Source organism: Frankia sp. CoBUL1 (assembly GCF_978021245.1).
In genome coordinates this window covers 1-16,301 of record NZ_CDXDOS010000019.1, presented here as the reverse complement: position 1 = coordinate 16,301, position 16,301 = coordinate 1, and the positions used below count along the sequence as shown (strand labels likewise).

Here is a 16,301-nt window from a genome sequence, read left to right as displayed (position 1 = left end):
GCGGTCGGCGAGGACGAGGTGCTCGCGTACCTCGACGGCCCGCTGGACTCCGCGCCCGGTGCTTGCGTCAGTGTGCAGTTCCTCGACGCGGCGATGCAGGCGGCTGCCGCGCTGAGCACCGCGGGCGGCGCTCTGCTCCCCTTCGCCGCCGAGCGGATCGGCGTGCTCGGGCCGACCCCCGCCCGCGGTGTCGTGCACGTCCGCCGGAACGGCCGCACGTACCAGGTCTCCGTCGCGGACGAGTCCGGTCACGTCCGGGTGCTGATCAGCGGCCTGACGCTGCGTCCGCTCGCCGACGACGCGCCCGCCGCCGAGCCGCTGCGCATCCTCGAACCGGTCCTGCGCCCGGCCGCCCCGCTGCGACCGGCCCCAGGCACCGGTCACCGCGTCGTCGTGCTGAGCGACTCGGCCGATCCCCTCGCCGCGGACCTGGCGGCGGTCCACCGCGCGCACGGCGACACCGCGGCCATCGCCGACGCCGCCGACGAAGCGGCGCTGCTCGGCCCCGACGGCCGGGGACCTGACCTGCTCTACGTGCTCGGACTCGGCGGGTCGCTCGCGGACCACGAGTCGCGATCGGCCCGGCGCCTGCTGAACGCCGTCCGTGTGCTCGGCGCAGCAGGCGCGGCCGACGGAACCACCATCAAGGTCGTCCACGCCGGCGAACCGCCCGGCCGCGCCCGCCGAGCCGCCGCGGGGCGCGACCCTGCACGGCCTGGCCCGCTGCGTCGCGGCCGAGTTCGGCCGCTGGACGGTCGGATGCATCGACGTCGTCGCACCGAATGACTGGAGCCACCGCGACCTGGCCCATGCGCTCTACTCCGAGTCCCCCGAGGAGGCGCTCGTCATCCTGCGCGACGGCGGTCGGTGGATTCGAGCCCTGACCCCGGTGGAGCAGCCGGGCGACAATGCCGCCGACCCGACGGACGTGTTCCGCCGCGGCAGCACCTACCTCGTGATCGGAGGCACCGGGGGCATCGGATCAGTGCTCTGCCGCCACCTCGCCTCCACCGCCGGAGCCCGGCTCGTGCTGCTCGGCCGCCGCGCCGCGTCGGACGATCGCGTGCGCACCCAGCTCGCCGAGATCGCCTCGCTCGGTGGCGACGTCGCGTACGTCCAGGGCGACGTGGCGGATCCCGGCGCGCTCGCCGCTGCGATCCGCACGGCTCACGACAGGTTCGGCGGCCTGAACGGCGTCGTGCACGCGGCGATGGACCTGCACGACCGGTCACTGCTCCGCATAACGGACGCCGGGCTGGAGGGCGTGCTCGCCGCCAAGACAGCGGGCGTGATCGCGCTCGGCGAGGCCGTGCGCGATCAGAACCTCGACTTCCTGCTGTTCTTCTCCTCCGCGATCGCCTTCACCGAGGCACCTGGCCAGGGCAGCTACGCGGCCGCCACCACGTTCGAGGACGCCTACACGGCCTACCTGGCGCGATGCCTGCCCTTCCCGGTCCGCACGGTGAACTGGGGTTACTGGGGTTCCGTCGGCGCGGTGGCGGACGCCGGCTACCGGAACCGGTTCGGCCGGATCGGCATCGGCTCGATCGAGCCCGACGAGGGCATGGCGGCGATGACCCGGCTGCTGGCGTCGCCGCTGGGTCAGGTCGTCGTGGTCAGGGGCACGCAGGAGGGCCTGCGTCGACTGGGGGCCGTCGCAGGCGAAACGGACGTCCTTCAGTCCGCGCACCGCTCCTTCGCAGCCCTCGATGATTATGCCGCCGCGCTGCTACGCGCCCGCCTCGCCGCGCTTTCCCCGGAAGCCGATCTCAAGGCCTTCCTGCGCACCCGTTTCGCCCCGAACCGGTACGGCGCGGCGGCGCTCGACTCGTTCGCGCGCATCCTCGACCGCGCCGATGGCCCGCCCGCCGCTGCCCCGGATGCCGACGAGCTCCTCGCCGCCTACCCCGCGCTCGCGCCGCACGTCGACGTGCTGCGGCGTTGCGTGGAGGCACTGCCGGACGTGCTCGACGGCACCCGGCAGCCCACCGAGGTGCTCTTCCCGCGTGGCTCGACCGACCTGGTGGAGCGCGTCTACCGCGGCGACCCGATCAGCGACTTTCACCACCGGCTGCTCGCCGAACGACTCCAGCGCGAGCTCGCCGCGCTCGCCGCCGCCGGACGCCGCGACGTGACAGTGCTCGAAGTCGGTGCGGGAACCGGCGCCGGCAGCGCGGGCCCGATCGAGGCCTGCGCACTCGCCGCAATCCCCGTGACGTACCAGTACACGGACGTCTCACTGCGGTTCCTGCAACACGGCGAGCAGGCCTTCGGGCGCGAGAACCCGTTCATGACCTTCGAGATCCTCGACATCGAGGCCAGGCCCGTGGCGAGCCGGCTCGCCACGGCTGACATCGTCATCACAACGAACGTGCTGCACGCGACGACCTCCATCGCGCGCACGCTCGGCAACGTCGCGATGATGCTACGGCCTGGCGGACTGCTGATACTCAACGAGGCCACTGGGATCTCGCCCTTCGTCACCCTCACCTTCGGCCTCACGCCCGGCTGGTGGAAGTTCGACGACGCCGACCGGCGGCTGCCAGGCGGACCGCTGCTGTCCACCGGCCAGTGGCGCACCGAGCTCACCGCCGCGGGCTTCGAGGTCGAGGACGTCGCCGGGCTGCCCGGCACTCCCGCCGACCGGCTCCAGCAGGCCGTGCTCATGGCGCGGCTGCGGACTCCGGCCGACCGCCCGCAGGCCGCCGATGCCCCGGTGGACCGCGACCGGGCCACCGACCACGTGCGCCGGGTCTTCGCCCGGGTAATGAAATTCGACCCTGAAGACCTGGACGAGCGCGCCACCTTCGACCAGTACGGCATCGACTCGCTGATCAGCCTTGCCATCATCGATGAACTTGCGCGGGACTTCGACGAGCTGCCCGCCACGTTGCTGTTCGAGAACCTGACCATGCTTGAGGTCGCGGACTGGCTGCTGGCCGAGCGCGCCACGCAGGTGCAGGCCGTCCTCGTACCGACCTCGGAGACCGTCCCTGTGGCCACCGTGCCGCACACTGCTCAGACCGCGGTCCCGCACGCGCCGGAGCCAGCTACCCAAAGCGACGAGCCGATGCGCATCGCGGTCATCGGTGTCGAAGGGCGATACCCCGCCGCCCCGGACCTCGACGCCTTCTGGCGTCTGCTCTCCCGCGGCGAGACCGCCGAGAGCGACGTGCCGCCCGAGCGATGGAACTGGCGAGAGAACCTCACGGTCTCCCCGGACGGCACCGAGATCGGCCGCCGGGGCTGCTTCCTGAGCGACATCGACGGTTTCGACGCGGGCTTCTTCGGCATCCTGCCCCGCGATGCCGAGGACATCGACCCGCAGGAGCGGTTGTTCCTCGAGATCTGCTGGAATCTGCTCGACCGCGCCGGTCAGCTCGCCGAGGACACCCGCAGCCGCGAGACAGGGGTCTTCGTCGGCACCATGTACCACTCCTACGGGCAGCTGGCGGCGACCCAGTGGGCCTACGGCAGCTACCCGAACGCCCACTCCGCGTCCTGGTCGGTCGCCAACCGCGTCTCCTATCTGCTCGACCTGCGCGGGCCCAGCTTCGCGGTCGACTCCGCATGCTCCTCCTCGCTGCTCTCGGTGCATCTGGCCTGCGAGAGCCTGCGCCGCGGCGAGTGCCGCACCGCCATCGCGGGCGGGGTGAACCTCATCCTTCACCCGGCGCATCTGCGCGCGCTCGGGAATCGGAACATGCTCGCAGCCGACGGCCGGTGCAAGGTGTTCGACGAGTCCGCGGACGGGTTCGTGCCGGGCGAGGGGGTCGGCGCGGTGCTGCTCAAGCCCCTCGCCGACGCTGAGCAGGACGGTGACGAGGTGCTCGCGGTGATCCTCGCCTCCTCCACCAACGCGGGCGGCCGCACCAGCGGCTACACCGTCCCGAACCCGCGGGCCCAGGCCGCGCTTATCGCCGACGTTCTGGACCGATCGGGCATCGACCGGGCCACCGTCGGCTACGTGGAGGCGCACGGCACGGGCACCGCGCTCGGCGATCCGATCGAACTGTCCGCGCTGGCCTCGGCGCTGCTGACGGACGACGGCAGGCCCGCGGGCACGGCGTGCGCGGTGGGCTCGGTCAAGGCGAACATCGGCCATCCCGAAGGCGCGGCCGGGATCGCCGGGCTGACCAAGGCGCTGCTTCAGCTCCGGCACGGGGCGATTGTTCCCTGCGCGAATCTGACCACTGTCAGCAACGAGATCAGCGGTGCCGCGCGTCGGTTCACGTCACCGACGGCGCTGATCGACTGGCCCGCTCCCCCTGACGGCGGGCCGCGACGGGCCGGCGTCAGCTCCTTCGGGGCGGGCGGCGCCAACGTGCACCTCGTGCTGGAGGATGCGCCGCGCCGATTGGGCGGCGAGCCCGCGCAAGGACCGGAGGTCCTGCTGCTCTCCGCGCGCGCCCGCGAGGCGTTGCGTGAAGCCGCGAGGGCCCTTGCCGACCAGGTGGAGGCCGAACGGCCGGACGCGGCGCGACTGGCGGCCCTCTGCTACTCCAGCCAGGTCGGTCGGCGCGAGTTTTCGCATCGGCTGGCCGTGCACGCCCAGAATCCCGAGTCCGTCGTCGCCGCGCTGCGCGCCGCTGCTACCGCGGAACGGCACGCGAACCTGGTCGCGGGTGCCGCGCCCGCGCGCCCTGACCGCAGCCGCCCTCCGCTCGCCGTGGACGCGAACTCGGACGGCTGGACGGCAGCCATCGAGTGGGTGACCGGCACGCCTGTGCGCTGGCGCGAGGCCTGGAGGGGACAGGTCGTCAGAGCGAAGCTGCCGACGTATCCGTTCCAGCGCCTCCACACCTGGCAGCGTTACGCCGGTCCAGTTCCTGGGCTGATCGCGGCCACGCCGAACGCCGCGCCCGTCCTCGCAGCCGACCAGCCACTCGTCTTCCAGCGCGCAGAGTGGACACCGCGCCCGCGCGCGGCATCGGCGCTCCCCGAACCGACCGCTGCCTGTACGACGCTGCTGCTTGGAACCGACGCCGCGCTGCGCAACGCCGTGGTCGCCCGCCTTCGCTCGGCAGGCCGCCCCGTGATCGACCTGTCCGACACCGCGTCAGGCGGCGACACGCGTCCTGTCGACCTGCGTGACTGGGCAGAGCTGGATCGCGTCGCTGCGGAACGCGCCGACGCCGGAGCCCCGGTCCGCCTCGTGCTGTGCTGTACCGCGGCGCCGGACGAGGACCTGCCTGGTTACGCCGCCACCCGCGACGCGCTCGACCACGGCCTCAAGGTGCCCTTCGCCGCCTCCGCCGCAGCGCTGAGAGCCTCGCCGGAGGTTTCGGTCCGCGTCGGCGTGGCGTCGTGTGACCTGCTGGGCCGCTCGGCCGCGGCCGCGCTGCGGACTCTCGCCGCCGAGCACCCGAGGCTCTCCGCCGTCACGCTCCGCATGGAGATCACGGAGCCCGCGGCCGACCGGGCCGCCGCGCTCCTGGCCGAGATCGAGGTCTGCGAAACCGGGGTCACCGAGATCGCGTTCACCGGTGGGCAGCGCCTCGTCCGTGCGCTGACGGCCTTCGAGCTCATGCCATCCACGTCGATAAGCGCGAGTGTGATCCGATCTGCCGGCAACTACCTGATATCGGGTGGCGGCGGTGCGCTGGGCCTGCTGTTCGCGCGCCACCTCGTGGACGCGGACGCCGGATCGGTCACCCTGATCGGCCGGTCGGCGGGCACCGAGCGGCTGCGGGCTGCTGTCGCGGAACTTGGCCGTGCCGCGACCTATCGCGTCTGCGACGTGGCGGGCGCCGGGTCCGTCGCGGACCTCGTAGATGAACTGCGGCGTCTGCACGGTCCCCTGCACGGCGTCCTGCACGCCGCGGGCGTGACCCGGGACGGCCGTGCGTTGCGCAAGTCGGCGGCGGACTTCGACGAAGTCCTGGGCGTGAAGGTGCTCGGCGCGACCGCGCTCGACGAGGCGACCCGCGAGGACGGGCTCGACTTTTTCGTCATCTTCTCCTCCGTCGTTGCCGAGGTGCCGAACCCGGGGCAGGCCGACTACCGCGCGGCCAACGCGTATCTGGGGGAGTGGGCCGACGCGCGTGCCGAACTCGTCCGGCAGGGCCGCCGCTCTGGACGCACGGTCGCGGTCGGCTGGCCGCTATGGGCCGAGGGCGGCATGAGTCCCGACCCGAGCACGCTGCGCCTGCTGACCGGGCGGTCGGGGATGGTGCCGTTCACCACCCGGTCGGGCCTCGCGGTCTTCCAGGCCGCTCTCGCCGACGACGCCGGGAGCTTCGTCGTCCACGCGGCCGCCGCCGACGACAAGCCGGAAGTGCCCGCCGCGCCGCCGGAGCCCACAGGAGGTGCGGCGGCGCTCGGTCAAGATTCGGTCGAGTGTGAGCTGCGCCGCATCGCCTCCGGCTTCCTGCTGGTTCCCGAGGACGAGGTGGACCTCACCGAGGACCTGCTCGACGCGGGCTTCGACTCGGTCTCGCTGACCGAGCTGATCGGCCAGGTCAACGCGCTCTACGGCCTCGACCTGCTGCCGACGGTGCTCTTCGAGTGGACGACGCTGAGCGCCCTCGCGCGCTATCTGACGAGCAACCACACCGCCCAACTCGCCCCCGCCGCTTCGTCAGTCGCCGACGTTCCGCCAGACGTGGTGGTCTCGGAGGCCGCTGTCCCCCAGACTGACACCGCGGACGCCGCTGCCACCCCAGACGAGATCGCCATCATCGGCATCGCTGGAATCTTGCCCGGGTCGCCCGGTATGCACGAATACTGGCGGCACCTCGCCGCGGGCCACGACCTGATCACCGCGCCGCCGGCCGACCGCCTCGAACTGCTCGCCGATCCCGAACTCAAGGGCCTCGAAGGTGGGTTCCTCGCCGATATCGGGCGCTTCGACGCGCGCGCCTTCCGGATCTCGCCGCAGGAGGCCCGGGTGATGGACCCGCAGCAGCGGCTCTTCCTCACCGCCGCGCGGGACGCGATCCTGGACGCGGGATATGCCCCGGCCGACCTCGCTGGTTCCCGGACCGCAGTGTTCGCGGGCGTCTCCACCGCGGACTATGACGATCTGCTGCGTGTGGGCGGCGCCGCCGTCCACGCGCACACCGCGAGCGGCATCGCCCACTCCATCCTCGCCAACCGCGTCTCGCACGCCCTCGACCTGCACGGGCCGAGCGAGGCAGTGGACACCGCGTGCTCCAGTTCCCTGGTTGCGATTCACCGGGGTGTCACAGCCCTGCGCGCGGGCGAGTGCGAGGCCGTACTCGCCGGGGGAGTCAGTGCCCTGTTGAGCCCGGGCCTGTTCCGTGCCTTCGGGCAGTCCGGGATGCTCAGCCCCGGCCATCGCTGCCGTACCTTCGACCGGTCCGCGGACGGCTATGTGCGCGGCGAGGGCGTCGGCGTCGTGCTGCTCAAGCCCCTGGCTGCCGCCCGGGCCGGCGGTGACCACGTCTACGCGGTGATCGCGGGCTCGGCCGTCAACCACGGCGGCCGCGCCTCCTCGCTCACCGCGCCGAACCCGGCACTCCAGGCAGAGGCGCTGTACAGCGCCTACAAACGCGCCGCGATCGACCCGCGCACCCTCACCTTCATCGAGGCACATGGCACGGCGACCCCGCTCGGCGACCCCGTGGAGGCCGACGGAATCAAGCGCGCAACTCGGCGCCTGTACGACGAGCACGGAGCCACCGTGCCCCACGAGCCCGTACTGGCGCTCGGATCGGTCAAGAGCAACCTCGGACACCTGGAGGCCGCCTCCGGGATCGCAGGGCTCCTCAAGACGGTGCTCGCGATGCAGAACGGCGTGCTGCCACCGTCACTCCACTTCGACGAGCCGAACCCGCATCTGCGATTCGCGGATAGCCCGCTGTACGTCAACACCGAGGCCAGGCGGTGGCCGTATGTCACCGACGAGCACGGCCGGAACGTGCGTGTCGCGGGCGTCAGCTCCTTCGGCTTCGGCGGCACCAACGCCCACGTCGTCCTGCGCGCCGACCGGTCGGACCCGGGCCCGTCCGCCTCGCCGGGCTCGTGGCTGGTCCCGGTCAGTGCGTACGACGCCGCGAGTCTCGCCGCACGCGCCGCCGCGCTCGCGGACGACATCCGCGATCGTGCCGAGCCGTTGATCGCAGAACTCGCCTGTTCGCTGCAGCTTTCCGACCGTCACGGCGCCGTGCGTGCGGCGCTGATCGCAGACGACGTGAGCGACCTGCTGAAGCTGCTCGCCGAGCTCGCGGGCTCCGGCGGCGACGCGGCCGGAAGCGTGCTGATCGGTGACGGCGAGGTGCCCGAGCCGCTGCGGGCTGACGCGGCCCGCTGGACGGACGGCGGGTCGATCGACTGGCGGCGGTACTGGGCGGAGGGCCGTCCCGGCCGCGTCACCCTGCCGACCCCGGCGCCGCGCGGTGCCACGTACTGGTTCGACGGCCGAGCATCGCTGGCAGGAGGTACTCCGCCCATGGCCGAAACGCGCGTCGAAACCACGTCTGAGGCCCCGGTCGCATCGTCGGCCCCACGCCCGCGCATCCGCCTCACGCCCACCGCGGCACGTCCGGCGGCCGTCGTGCGTGAGCAGAAGCGGCAGCCTGAGAAGCCCGCCGTTCCCGTGCCCGCTGCGTCAACACCCGCGTCGGCGCCGCGGTCCGTCTCGGCCTCCCACGTCGCGATCGTTATCCGCGACCGCGCGGCGCGTCTTCTCGACATCGACCCCGCCGAATTCCCGCTCGACGCCTCGTTCACCGAATTCGGCCTCGACTCCATCTTCCGCATGGACCTGGCCCGCGAGCTGGCCACGTTCTACAACGTCGAAGTCAGGGCTGCCGACCTCTACGAGTTCGACGGTGCGAACGACCTCGCCCAGCGCATCGCCTCCGCGGCGTCCGAGGCGTCTCTGCCAGCCGAGCCCGCCGCCGCGTCGATCGACCCCCAGGCCGTCGTCGAACCCACCGACGACCCGGCTGCCCTCCTCACCCGCATCGTTGAGAGCATCACCGGCCACGCTCTCCAGCCCGGTGAGGACTTCACCGCCCACGGGCTCACCTCCTTCGACATGCTCCGCATCATCAGCGCGCTGGAACGCGAGTTCGGCTCGCTTCGTAAGACCCTGTTCTTCGACCACCCGACCGCCGCATCGGCCGGCGAGTACCTTCGCGAAGTTCACGGCGATGCGGCGGTGGCCACGGGACTCCGCCTCGCCCTGGCACGCGCCGCGACGAACGCCGCTCCCGACGTCCGGGCGGGCGTACGGTTGGGCGAGACACCCGACTCCGCCGACGAGCCGCTGATCGTGCACAAGCGCAGCCTCGACGCGACGCCCGAGCTCAGAGAGCTGATGTCGTCCATCGACGCCCGCCACGCCAAGGAAGGCGGCCTGGCGGGCCGCGACATCGCCCCGCTCGCGTTCCTGGGCGCGCGGCGCAGCGCCTATTTCAACTTCTCCCGCCGCGGAACGGACCTGCTCGCCTGGAGCTATGCCGGGTCGGAAGCCGACTTCCCGATCCTCGCGGGCGAATACGTGTCCTACACACGCCGCCACGGCCTCAACTCGAACTTTCTGTCCATGATCCCACTCGCCGAGGCCGGGGGGGTCCCGCTATCCGCCACGCCATTCGGCGCGGTCCAGCGGCTCGAGGACCTGCAAAGCTTCAGCATGAGCGGCGGCCGGATGAACAGGCTGCGCTACATGGTCGGCAAGTTCGGACGTTCCGGCCGCGTCGAGACGCGCGAGTACCGGGTCGGCAGCGATCCCGCGATGGATGCGCGGATCGTCAAGCTGATCGAGCGCTGGGCGAGCGGCAAGCAGATGGTCAACCCGTACGTGCCGATCTTCCGTGAAGAGCTGGCCCACGGCGTACTCGGCCACCGGCATCGCATGTTCCTGACCACCGTGAACGACACGCTGTCCAGCGCCGTGATCCTCACCAACATCTTGTCGGAGAACGGGTATCTGCTTGACCTCGAATTCTACCCGCCGGACATGGCGCTCGGCGGCCTGGAGTACGCGATCGTCCACATCCTGCAGTTGCTCGCCGAGGAGGGCTGCACGGTTTTCAGCTTCGGCGCGAGCTTCGGTGTGCGGATCGCCAGCTCGCCCACCGCGTCCGAGGAGGTCGAGCGCGGCCTCGCCGAGCTGCGTGACGCGGGGATCTTCGGCTCCGGGAACTTCCAGTTCAAGAACAAGTTCCGGCCGGTCAACGCGCCGATCTTCCTGTGTCAGCCCGCTGATCCGCCGCACACGTCGGTGGCCGACGTCATCCTGATGATCGCCAATCCGGATGTCTCGGCCGACGCGCCGGGCCTGCGCACGGTCGCGGCCACGACCCGCGTCGAGCTCGCCCCGGTGGAACCCGCTCGGCCCGCGCCCGCATCCGGGACGCTCGATGACGCTGCCGCCGCGCGCCGCGCCCGGCTCGCCGGGCACGGTTGGAACCCGCTGGCCCTCGACTACGACGATGTCGAGCTCGACCTGGTCACCGACTCCTGGGCCGAGCACGCCGCGGCCTTCGTTGACAGCGCCGTCGCCGACCTGCGCGCCCGCTCCCGCACCCGCCGCGGCGAATCCGAAGTCTCGCCCCCGTCCTGGCTCCCGTTCCCCTCGATGACGGTCACCGGCTCGGGCCGGGGTGCCGAGGCGCTGCTGTGCCGCGCATGGCCAGGTCGGCGCGGCGTGGTCCTGAACAACACTCTCTTCCCGACCTGGAACCTGAGCCTGCTGGAGAACGGCTTCCAACCGGAGACCCTTGCCGCCGATGACGCCGACGCGTCGCCCACGCGCCTCGCCGCCCCGGCGAACCCCGTGGCGTTCGTCTGCCTCGAGATCGGCAGCAACGCGAGCGGCGGACTGCCGCTGACGCTGGCAGAGCTGCGCCAGGCCCGCGAGGCGACCGCCGCTGCCGGGGTGCCGCTCGTCCTCGACGCCACCAGGATCGTCGGCAACGCGATCCTGATATCACGGCACGAACAAGGTCAACGCGGCCGCGACGTGTGGCAGATCGTGCGCGAGATGCTCGGGCTCGCCGACGCGATCACCATCAGCCTCGCCAAGGAGTTCGGCCTCGACTTCGGCGGCATCCTTGCTACCTCGCACCCCGCACTCGCCGAACACGTGGCAGCACACGGAGCCGAGCTCGGCGTCAACGCCCGGCGCATGGTCGGCACCGCCCTCTCCGAGACCGACCGCATACGTGAAGCCGTGGCCGCCCGCCTCGATGCGGTCCAAGCACTCTGGGACGAGCTCAGCGCGGCACGTGAACGCGACAGCCTTCGCCAGGCGCTCGTCGGCCCTGCCCCCGGCGCGCACTGCGTGCTCCTCGACGTCGCGCAACTCCCGGCCTTCGCCGGCCTGCACGCTCCGGTGCCCAGCTTCCTGGCCTGGCTGTTCGAGCGGACGGGACTGCGTGCCGGGCCGCACCTGATCCCCACTTCGGCGGTCGGTTCCAAGCACCTGCGGCTCGTCAGGCTGGCCGTGCCGCTCGGCCTCGACATCGAACGCTGCCTCGCGGCGGGACGCGCCCTCGCCGCCGCCCTGACCGACCCGCAGCCGCTCGACCTACTGCCGGTCGGCGCTGCGGTCGCCGTCATGGCCGCCGCGACAGGGGTCTTCCATCCCGCGGAGCTACTGCCCGAGGACATCGGCCAAGCGTTGCGCGAGGGCGAGCGGGCCCGTGGCGACCACCACGCCGTGCTGCTTGAGCGCGCGCCCTCGACCCGCCGCCACCTGGTTCCCGCGGACACCGGCAAGCTCGAGTTCTTCACTGTTGGCAACGGCCCGACGCTGCTGCTCATGCACCCGTTCAACATCAGCGCCGGCGTATTCGCCGAGCAGTTCGCCGCGCTGGCCGGGGAGTTCCAGGTGGTTGCCGTGCACAATCCGGGCGTTGGCGACACCACCGCGGCGGCCGACCTTTCCCTCGCAGGGCTGGCCGGGCTGAACCGCATCGCCCTGCGCGAACTCGGCGTCGACGGGCCCGTCCACGTCGGCGGTGCGTCCTTCGGCGGACTCGTCGCGCAGACGTTCGCTCTGAACTTCCCGGCGGACGTCCTCTCGCTCACCCTCATCGGCACCTCCTACAGGGTCGGCAACCGCATGGGCGAGGTCAACCGGCTCGGCACCGTCGCCGACGAGGACTTCGACAAGATCATCGCCAACGACTCGACCGGCGAACTGGCACGGCAACGCGAACGCTGGCAGCAGGTGCTGCTGCGTTCGGAGAGCATGGACCCGAAGATCGGGCTGAGTTACCTCGACGTCTTCGCGGCCCAGCCCACGCTGATGGCCTCGCTGCCGTCGATCAGCGTGCCCACTCTCGTGCTGCATGGCCGGTTGGACACCGTCGTGCCGCTCAAGGCCGCGCACCTGCTGCACGGCGCGATCCCCGACGTACGTTTCGTCGAGCTGCCGGGCGCCGGGCACTTCCCCTTCGTCACGCACGTCGACGAGGTGCACCGCGAACTCGTGCCGTTCCTGCGCAAGCATGCGCAGCACGCTGATCCGACGGCGATGAGCCGCTGATGCCCGCCAGGTCCGCAGCCGACGCCTCGATTCGCCATGCCACGCACCTCGTCACGCCCAGCATGTGCGGCCACAACTCGCTGCTGATCGGCAGGATGGGGGACTGGACCTGGGACCTGGTCGGCGAGGCCTGCGACCTCGACGTCCTGCGCGCCCGGAACGAGAAAGGCGAGCCTACGTACCTGTCCTTCTGCTACTACCGCGTGGTCGGCAGCCGCCGATTCCACCTGCGCAGCCCGGGGTTCGGCGACCGGCTGGCCGTCGACTCGCGCGTCTTCGGGATCGGCGGTGAGTCCCTGGTCACGCTGCACCGGCTGCGTCGCGCGGAAGCCGGCCCCGCGCCCCGCAGCCCGATCATCGAGTCCGAGTTCTTCGCGTTCGACGATCCGGGCAGCCTCTACGTCGAGCACTACAACAGGTGGGTGAGCCGGAGCGGCTCCGACTCCAACCGCGACCTCGCGCCTGCCTCGCCGACCGTGTTCCGCGCTGCGGACCTGCCCCGGCTCGATCCGGCCTACTCGCCGCGCGAACCCTTCCGGCGCGCCCTGGCCACCGGCACCCCGCGCCCGGTGCCGACCCGGACGGTCCGCACGCTGGCGCTGTCCGCGCCCGTCGACATCACCCGCGATCTCAACGGCGCCGGGCTGCTCTACTTTGCTTCCTACTTCTCCCTGGCCGACCAGGCGCTGCTGGCGATGTGGCGGCACCTCGGCCGCAGTACGGCGAGCTTCCTGGGCCGCGTGGTGGTCGACCAGCAGATGTGCCTGTTCGGCAACGCCGACGCCGACACCGTGCTGGACACCGAGATCGGCTGGGGGCCGGGGGAGCGGCCCGGCCTGGAACAGGTGGACGTCGCCGTGTTCGAGCACGGCACGCGCCGCCCGATCGCCGCGTGCTCGCTCGACCTCGGACACGACACCGACCCGAAGGAGGAGCCATGAGCGAACACGTAGACGCGGCGGCCGGCCCCGACGTCCGGACGCTGGTCGAGCAGGTCGTCCGGGAGATCATGCCGGACCTGCGCGACCGCGAGATCTCCGGCGACCGGCACCTGAAGGACCTCGGCGCCGACTCGGTGGACCGGGTGGAGATCATCATGGTCCTGATCGAGCGGCTCGGCTTGGACGAGGGCATGTCCGGCTTCGCGGACCTCCCCGACGTCGACGCACTGGTCGGCTACCTCGCGGACCGGACGGCGGGCCGGTGACCGCGCACGAGGCGGCGGCCCGCGGCGTCGGCATCGAGGACCTGAACGTCTATGCGGGCCTGTTGCAGATCCCGGTGCCCGAGCTCTTCCGCGGCCGCGGCCTCGATGAGGGCCGGCTGGAGAACATCATGATGCGGCAGCGTTCGATCGGCCTGCCCTTCGAGGACCCGGTGACCAACGCGGTCAACGCGGCCAAGCCGATGCTCGACCGGCTGTCGCCCGGGGGCCTCGCGCGCATCGAGCTGGTGATCACTTCCACCGAGTCAGGACTCGACTTCAGCAAGTCCGTGGCCTCCTACGTGCACGACAAGCTCGGCCTGCCGTCCACGTGCCGCGTGCTCGAGGTCAAGCAGGCCTGCTTCGCAGCCACGGCCGCGCTGCAACTCGCCGTCGGCTACGTCGCCTCCGGCATGTCGCCGGGAGCCAAGGTTCTGATCATCGCCACGGACATCGCGCTCGTGGACGAGGTCGCGGGCTACGCCGAGCCCGCCACCGGCCACGGCGCGGTGGCGCTGCTCGTTGGCGAGGATCCGCGCGTGCTCACCGTCGACGTCGGCGCCTTCGGCAACCACTCCTACGAGACGATGGACTCCGCGCGCCCCACGCCGACCTTCGACATCGCCGACGTGGACCGGTCCCTGTTCGCCTATCTGGACTGCCTCAGCCGCAGCTACGCCGATTACGCGTCCAAGGTGGATGGGGCGGACTTCGCGGAGACCTTCGACTACCTGGCGATGCACACGCCGTTCGCCGGGCTGGTCAAGGCCGGTCATCGGAAGCTGATGAAGGAGCAGCAGTCCGGTCGGGGCTCGGCAGGCTCCGTCGACGAGGATTTCGACCGCCGGGTCGCGCCCTCGCTTGTCTATCCCACGCGCATCGGCAACATGTGCTCAGGGTCGGTCTATCTGGCGCTCGCCAGCGTCATCGACCATGCGCCATACGCCGGGTCGGCCAGGCTCGGGCTCTACGCCTACGGATCCGGCTGCTCGTCGGAGTTCTTCAGCGGCACGATCGACCACCGGTCGCGTGCGGCTATCGCCGCTGGCGCCCTCACCGCCCGCCTGGACGCCCGCACCGAGATCGATTTCACCACCTACGCCGAACTCCTCCCGGTGACTCTGCAGTGCCTCGCGCCGGTCGCCGACGCCACGGTCGACCTCGATGCGTACCGCCACCTCGTCCCCGATCTTGGTACTGGCGATCTGCTCGCCCACGTCGCCACCAAGGATTACCACCGGCACTACGCCTGGTTGTAAGGAGACCGTCATGTCGACTCCCGCCGAGGAGCGTGTGTTCACCGCTGTGCGCAGAAACGTGTTGATCGTGGTCGACGACATCGACCCGGTCGAGGTGACCATCGACAGGGCTCTGCGCGACCTGGGCTGCAACTCCGTGGACCGCGCCGAGATCGTCTCGATGACCATGGAGGACCTTGACGTGGCCGTGCCGGTCGCGGAGTTCGTGCAGGTGGGCGATCTGCGCTCGCTCGTGGCTGTCCTCGCCCGGCACCTGCCGTGACGTCGACCGCCGCCGCGCCTCTGGTGACCGGCACTGGCGTGCTCACCGCAGTAGCCGGCGACACGGCCTCCTTCGCCGCCGCGCTGCGCTTCGGCAGCCGTGGCATCGCCGCGTACCCGGGCCCAGAATCCGGCGGCTGGGCGTTCTTCAGCGCTCGGATCCCCGGGCCCGACCTCACTACGCGCCTCGCCGACGCACACCTGGCAGCCCTTCCCGAGGATGTGCGAGCCCGCGCGCGACGCGTCATCCGCCGGGCTCCGCTCACCGCGCAGGCCTCCGTTCTGGCGGCCCTGGAGGGGTGGGCGCGGGCCGGGCTGCATGACCGGCCCGCCGACCCGGACCGGGTCGCCGTCGTCGTCTCCGGCCACAACCTGGCGGGCCGATATGACGATCAGTCCAGGGTCGAGTTCGACCACAACCCCGCGTTTCTCAGACCTACCTACGCACTCCAGTACCAGGACAGCAACCACGTCGCCGTCGTCAGTGCCGTGCTCGGCGTGACCGGCGAGGGCCATACCGTCGGCGCGGCGTCGGCCAGCGGCAATGCGGCGATCATCCAGGGCGCGCGACTGCTCGCCGTTGGCGTGGCAGACGTCTGCCTCGTCATCGGCGCGCTCACCGAGCTGTCCGAGCAGCAGCGTCAGGGCTACCTGAATCTCGGCGCAATGTCAGCGTTCGAAGAATCCACTGACCCCGCGGGCCGATGCCGTCCGTTCGACGTCGCGCGGTCCGGCTTCGTCCCCGGCGAAGGCGCTGCGTGCCTCGTGCTCGAAACCCGTGAATCCGCCGGGCGGCGCGGCGCGACAGGCGTCGCCGAACTGCGCGGCTACGCGATCCGCCTTGACGCCAACCACTCCGCCGACCCGAGCGTCGACGGCGAATCTGCGGTCATGTGCCGAGCGCTCGCTGCGGCGGGCGTACCGCGCTCAGAGGTCGACTACATCAACACGCACGGCACGGCCTCACCACGCGGCGACGAGGCCGAGGCTTCGGCATTGGCAAAGGTATTCGACGGCGACCTGGACCGCATCTGGCTCAACTCCACCAAGGCGCTCACCGGGCACTGCCTGAGCTCGGCCTCGTCGCGGAGGCCGTGGCGACCGTCGCCCA

7 protein-coding genes are annotated in these 16,301 nt (G+C 71.4%); all 7 read left to right on the top strand.

All coding sequences use genetic code 11. The features are described from left to right. Positions 1 to 786: polyketide synthase dehydratase domain-containing protein (locus tag AC08OX_RS03515; RefSeq protein ID WP_476606482.1), on the top strand; the 786-nt coding region annotated here is incomplete at its 5' end. Between the two features lie 103 nt (positions 787 to 889). Continuing rightward, on the top strand, positions 890 to 12,466 hold the full coding sequence (locus tag AC08OX_RS03510) for an SDR family NAD(P)-dependent oxidoreductase (protein ID WP_476606487.1): 11,577 nt from the start codon (positions 890 to 892) through the stop codon (positions 12,464 to 12,466). Then, a complete protein-coding gene (locus tag AC08OX_RS03505) occupies positions 12,466 to 13,407 on the top strand; it encodes an LnmK family bifunctional acyltransferase/decarboxylase (RefSeq protein ID WP_476606481.1) in 942 nt (313 codons plus the stop codon). Before AC08OX_RS03510 ends, AC08OX_RS03505 begins: the two co-directional genes overlap by 1 nt. Next, positions 13,404 to 13,673: a phosphopantetheine-binding protein gene (locus AC08OX_RS03500; RefSeq protein WP_476606480.1), complete on the top strand. Its 270-nt coding sequence runs from the start codon at positions 13,404 to 13,406 to the stop codon at positions 13,671 to 13,673. Before AC08OX_RS03505 ends, AC08OX_RS03500 begins: the two co-directional genes overlap by 4 nt. Continuing rightward, complete coding sequence (locus AC08OX_RS03495) at positions 13,670 to 14,929, top strand: hydroxymethylglutaryl-CoA synthase family protein (protein WP_476606479.1); 1,260 nt, start codon at positions 13,670 to 13,672, stop codon at positions 14,927 to 14,929. Before AC08OX_RS03500 ends, AC08OX_RS03495 begins: the two co-directional genes overlap by 4 nt. 10 nt (positions 14,930 to 14,939) lie before the next feature. After that, the gene (locus AC08OX_RS03490) at positions 14,940 to 15,191 is read left to right on the top strand and encodes a phosphopantetheine-binding protein (protein ID WP_476606478.1); all 252 of its coding nucleotides are present in this window, start codon (positions 14,940 to 14,942) and stop codon (positions 15,189 to 15,191) included. Then, positions 15,188 to 16,301, top strand: a 1,114-nt coding sequence (locus AC08OX_RS03485; protein WP_476606477.1) for a beta-ketoacyl synthase N-terminal-like domain-containing protein, incomplete at its 3' end; no start/stop codon positions are given. The genes AC08OX_RS03490 and AC08OX_RS03485, both read left to right, overlap by 4 nt.

Excerpts from the sequence above, each read along its gene's own strand:
- AC08OX_RS03505 (WP_476606481.1), top strand. The coding sequence starts at position 12,466 with ATGCCCGCCAGGTCCGCAGCCGACGCCTCGATTCGCCATGCCACGCAC.
- AC08OX_RS03500 (WP_476606480.1), top strand. The coding sequence starts at position 13,404 with ATGAGCGAACACGTAGACGCGGCGGCCGGCCCCGACGTCCGGACGCTG.
- AC08OX_RS03490 (WP_476606478.1), top strand. The coding sequence starts at position 14,940 with ATGTCGACTCCCGCCGAGGAGCGTGTGTTCACCGCTGTGCGCAGAAAC.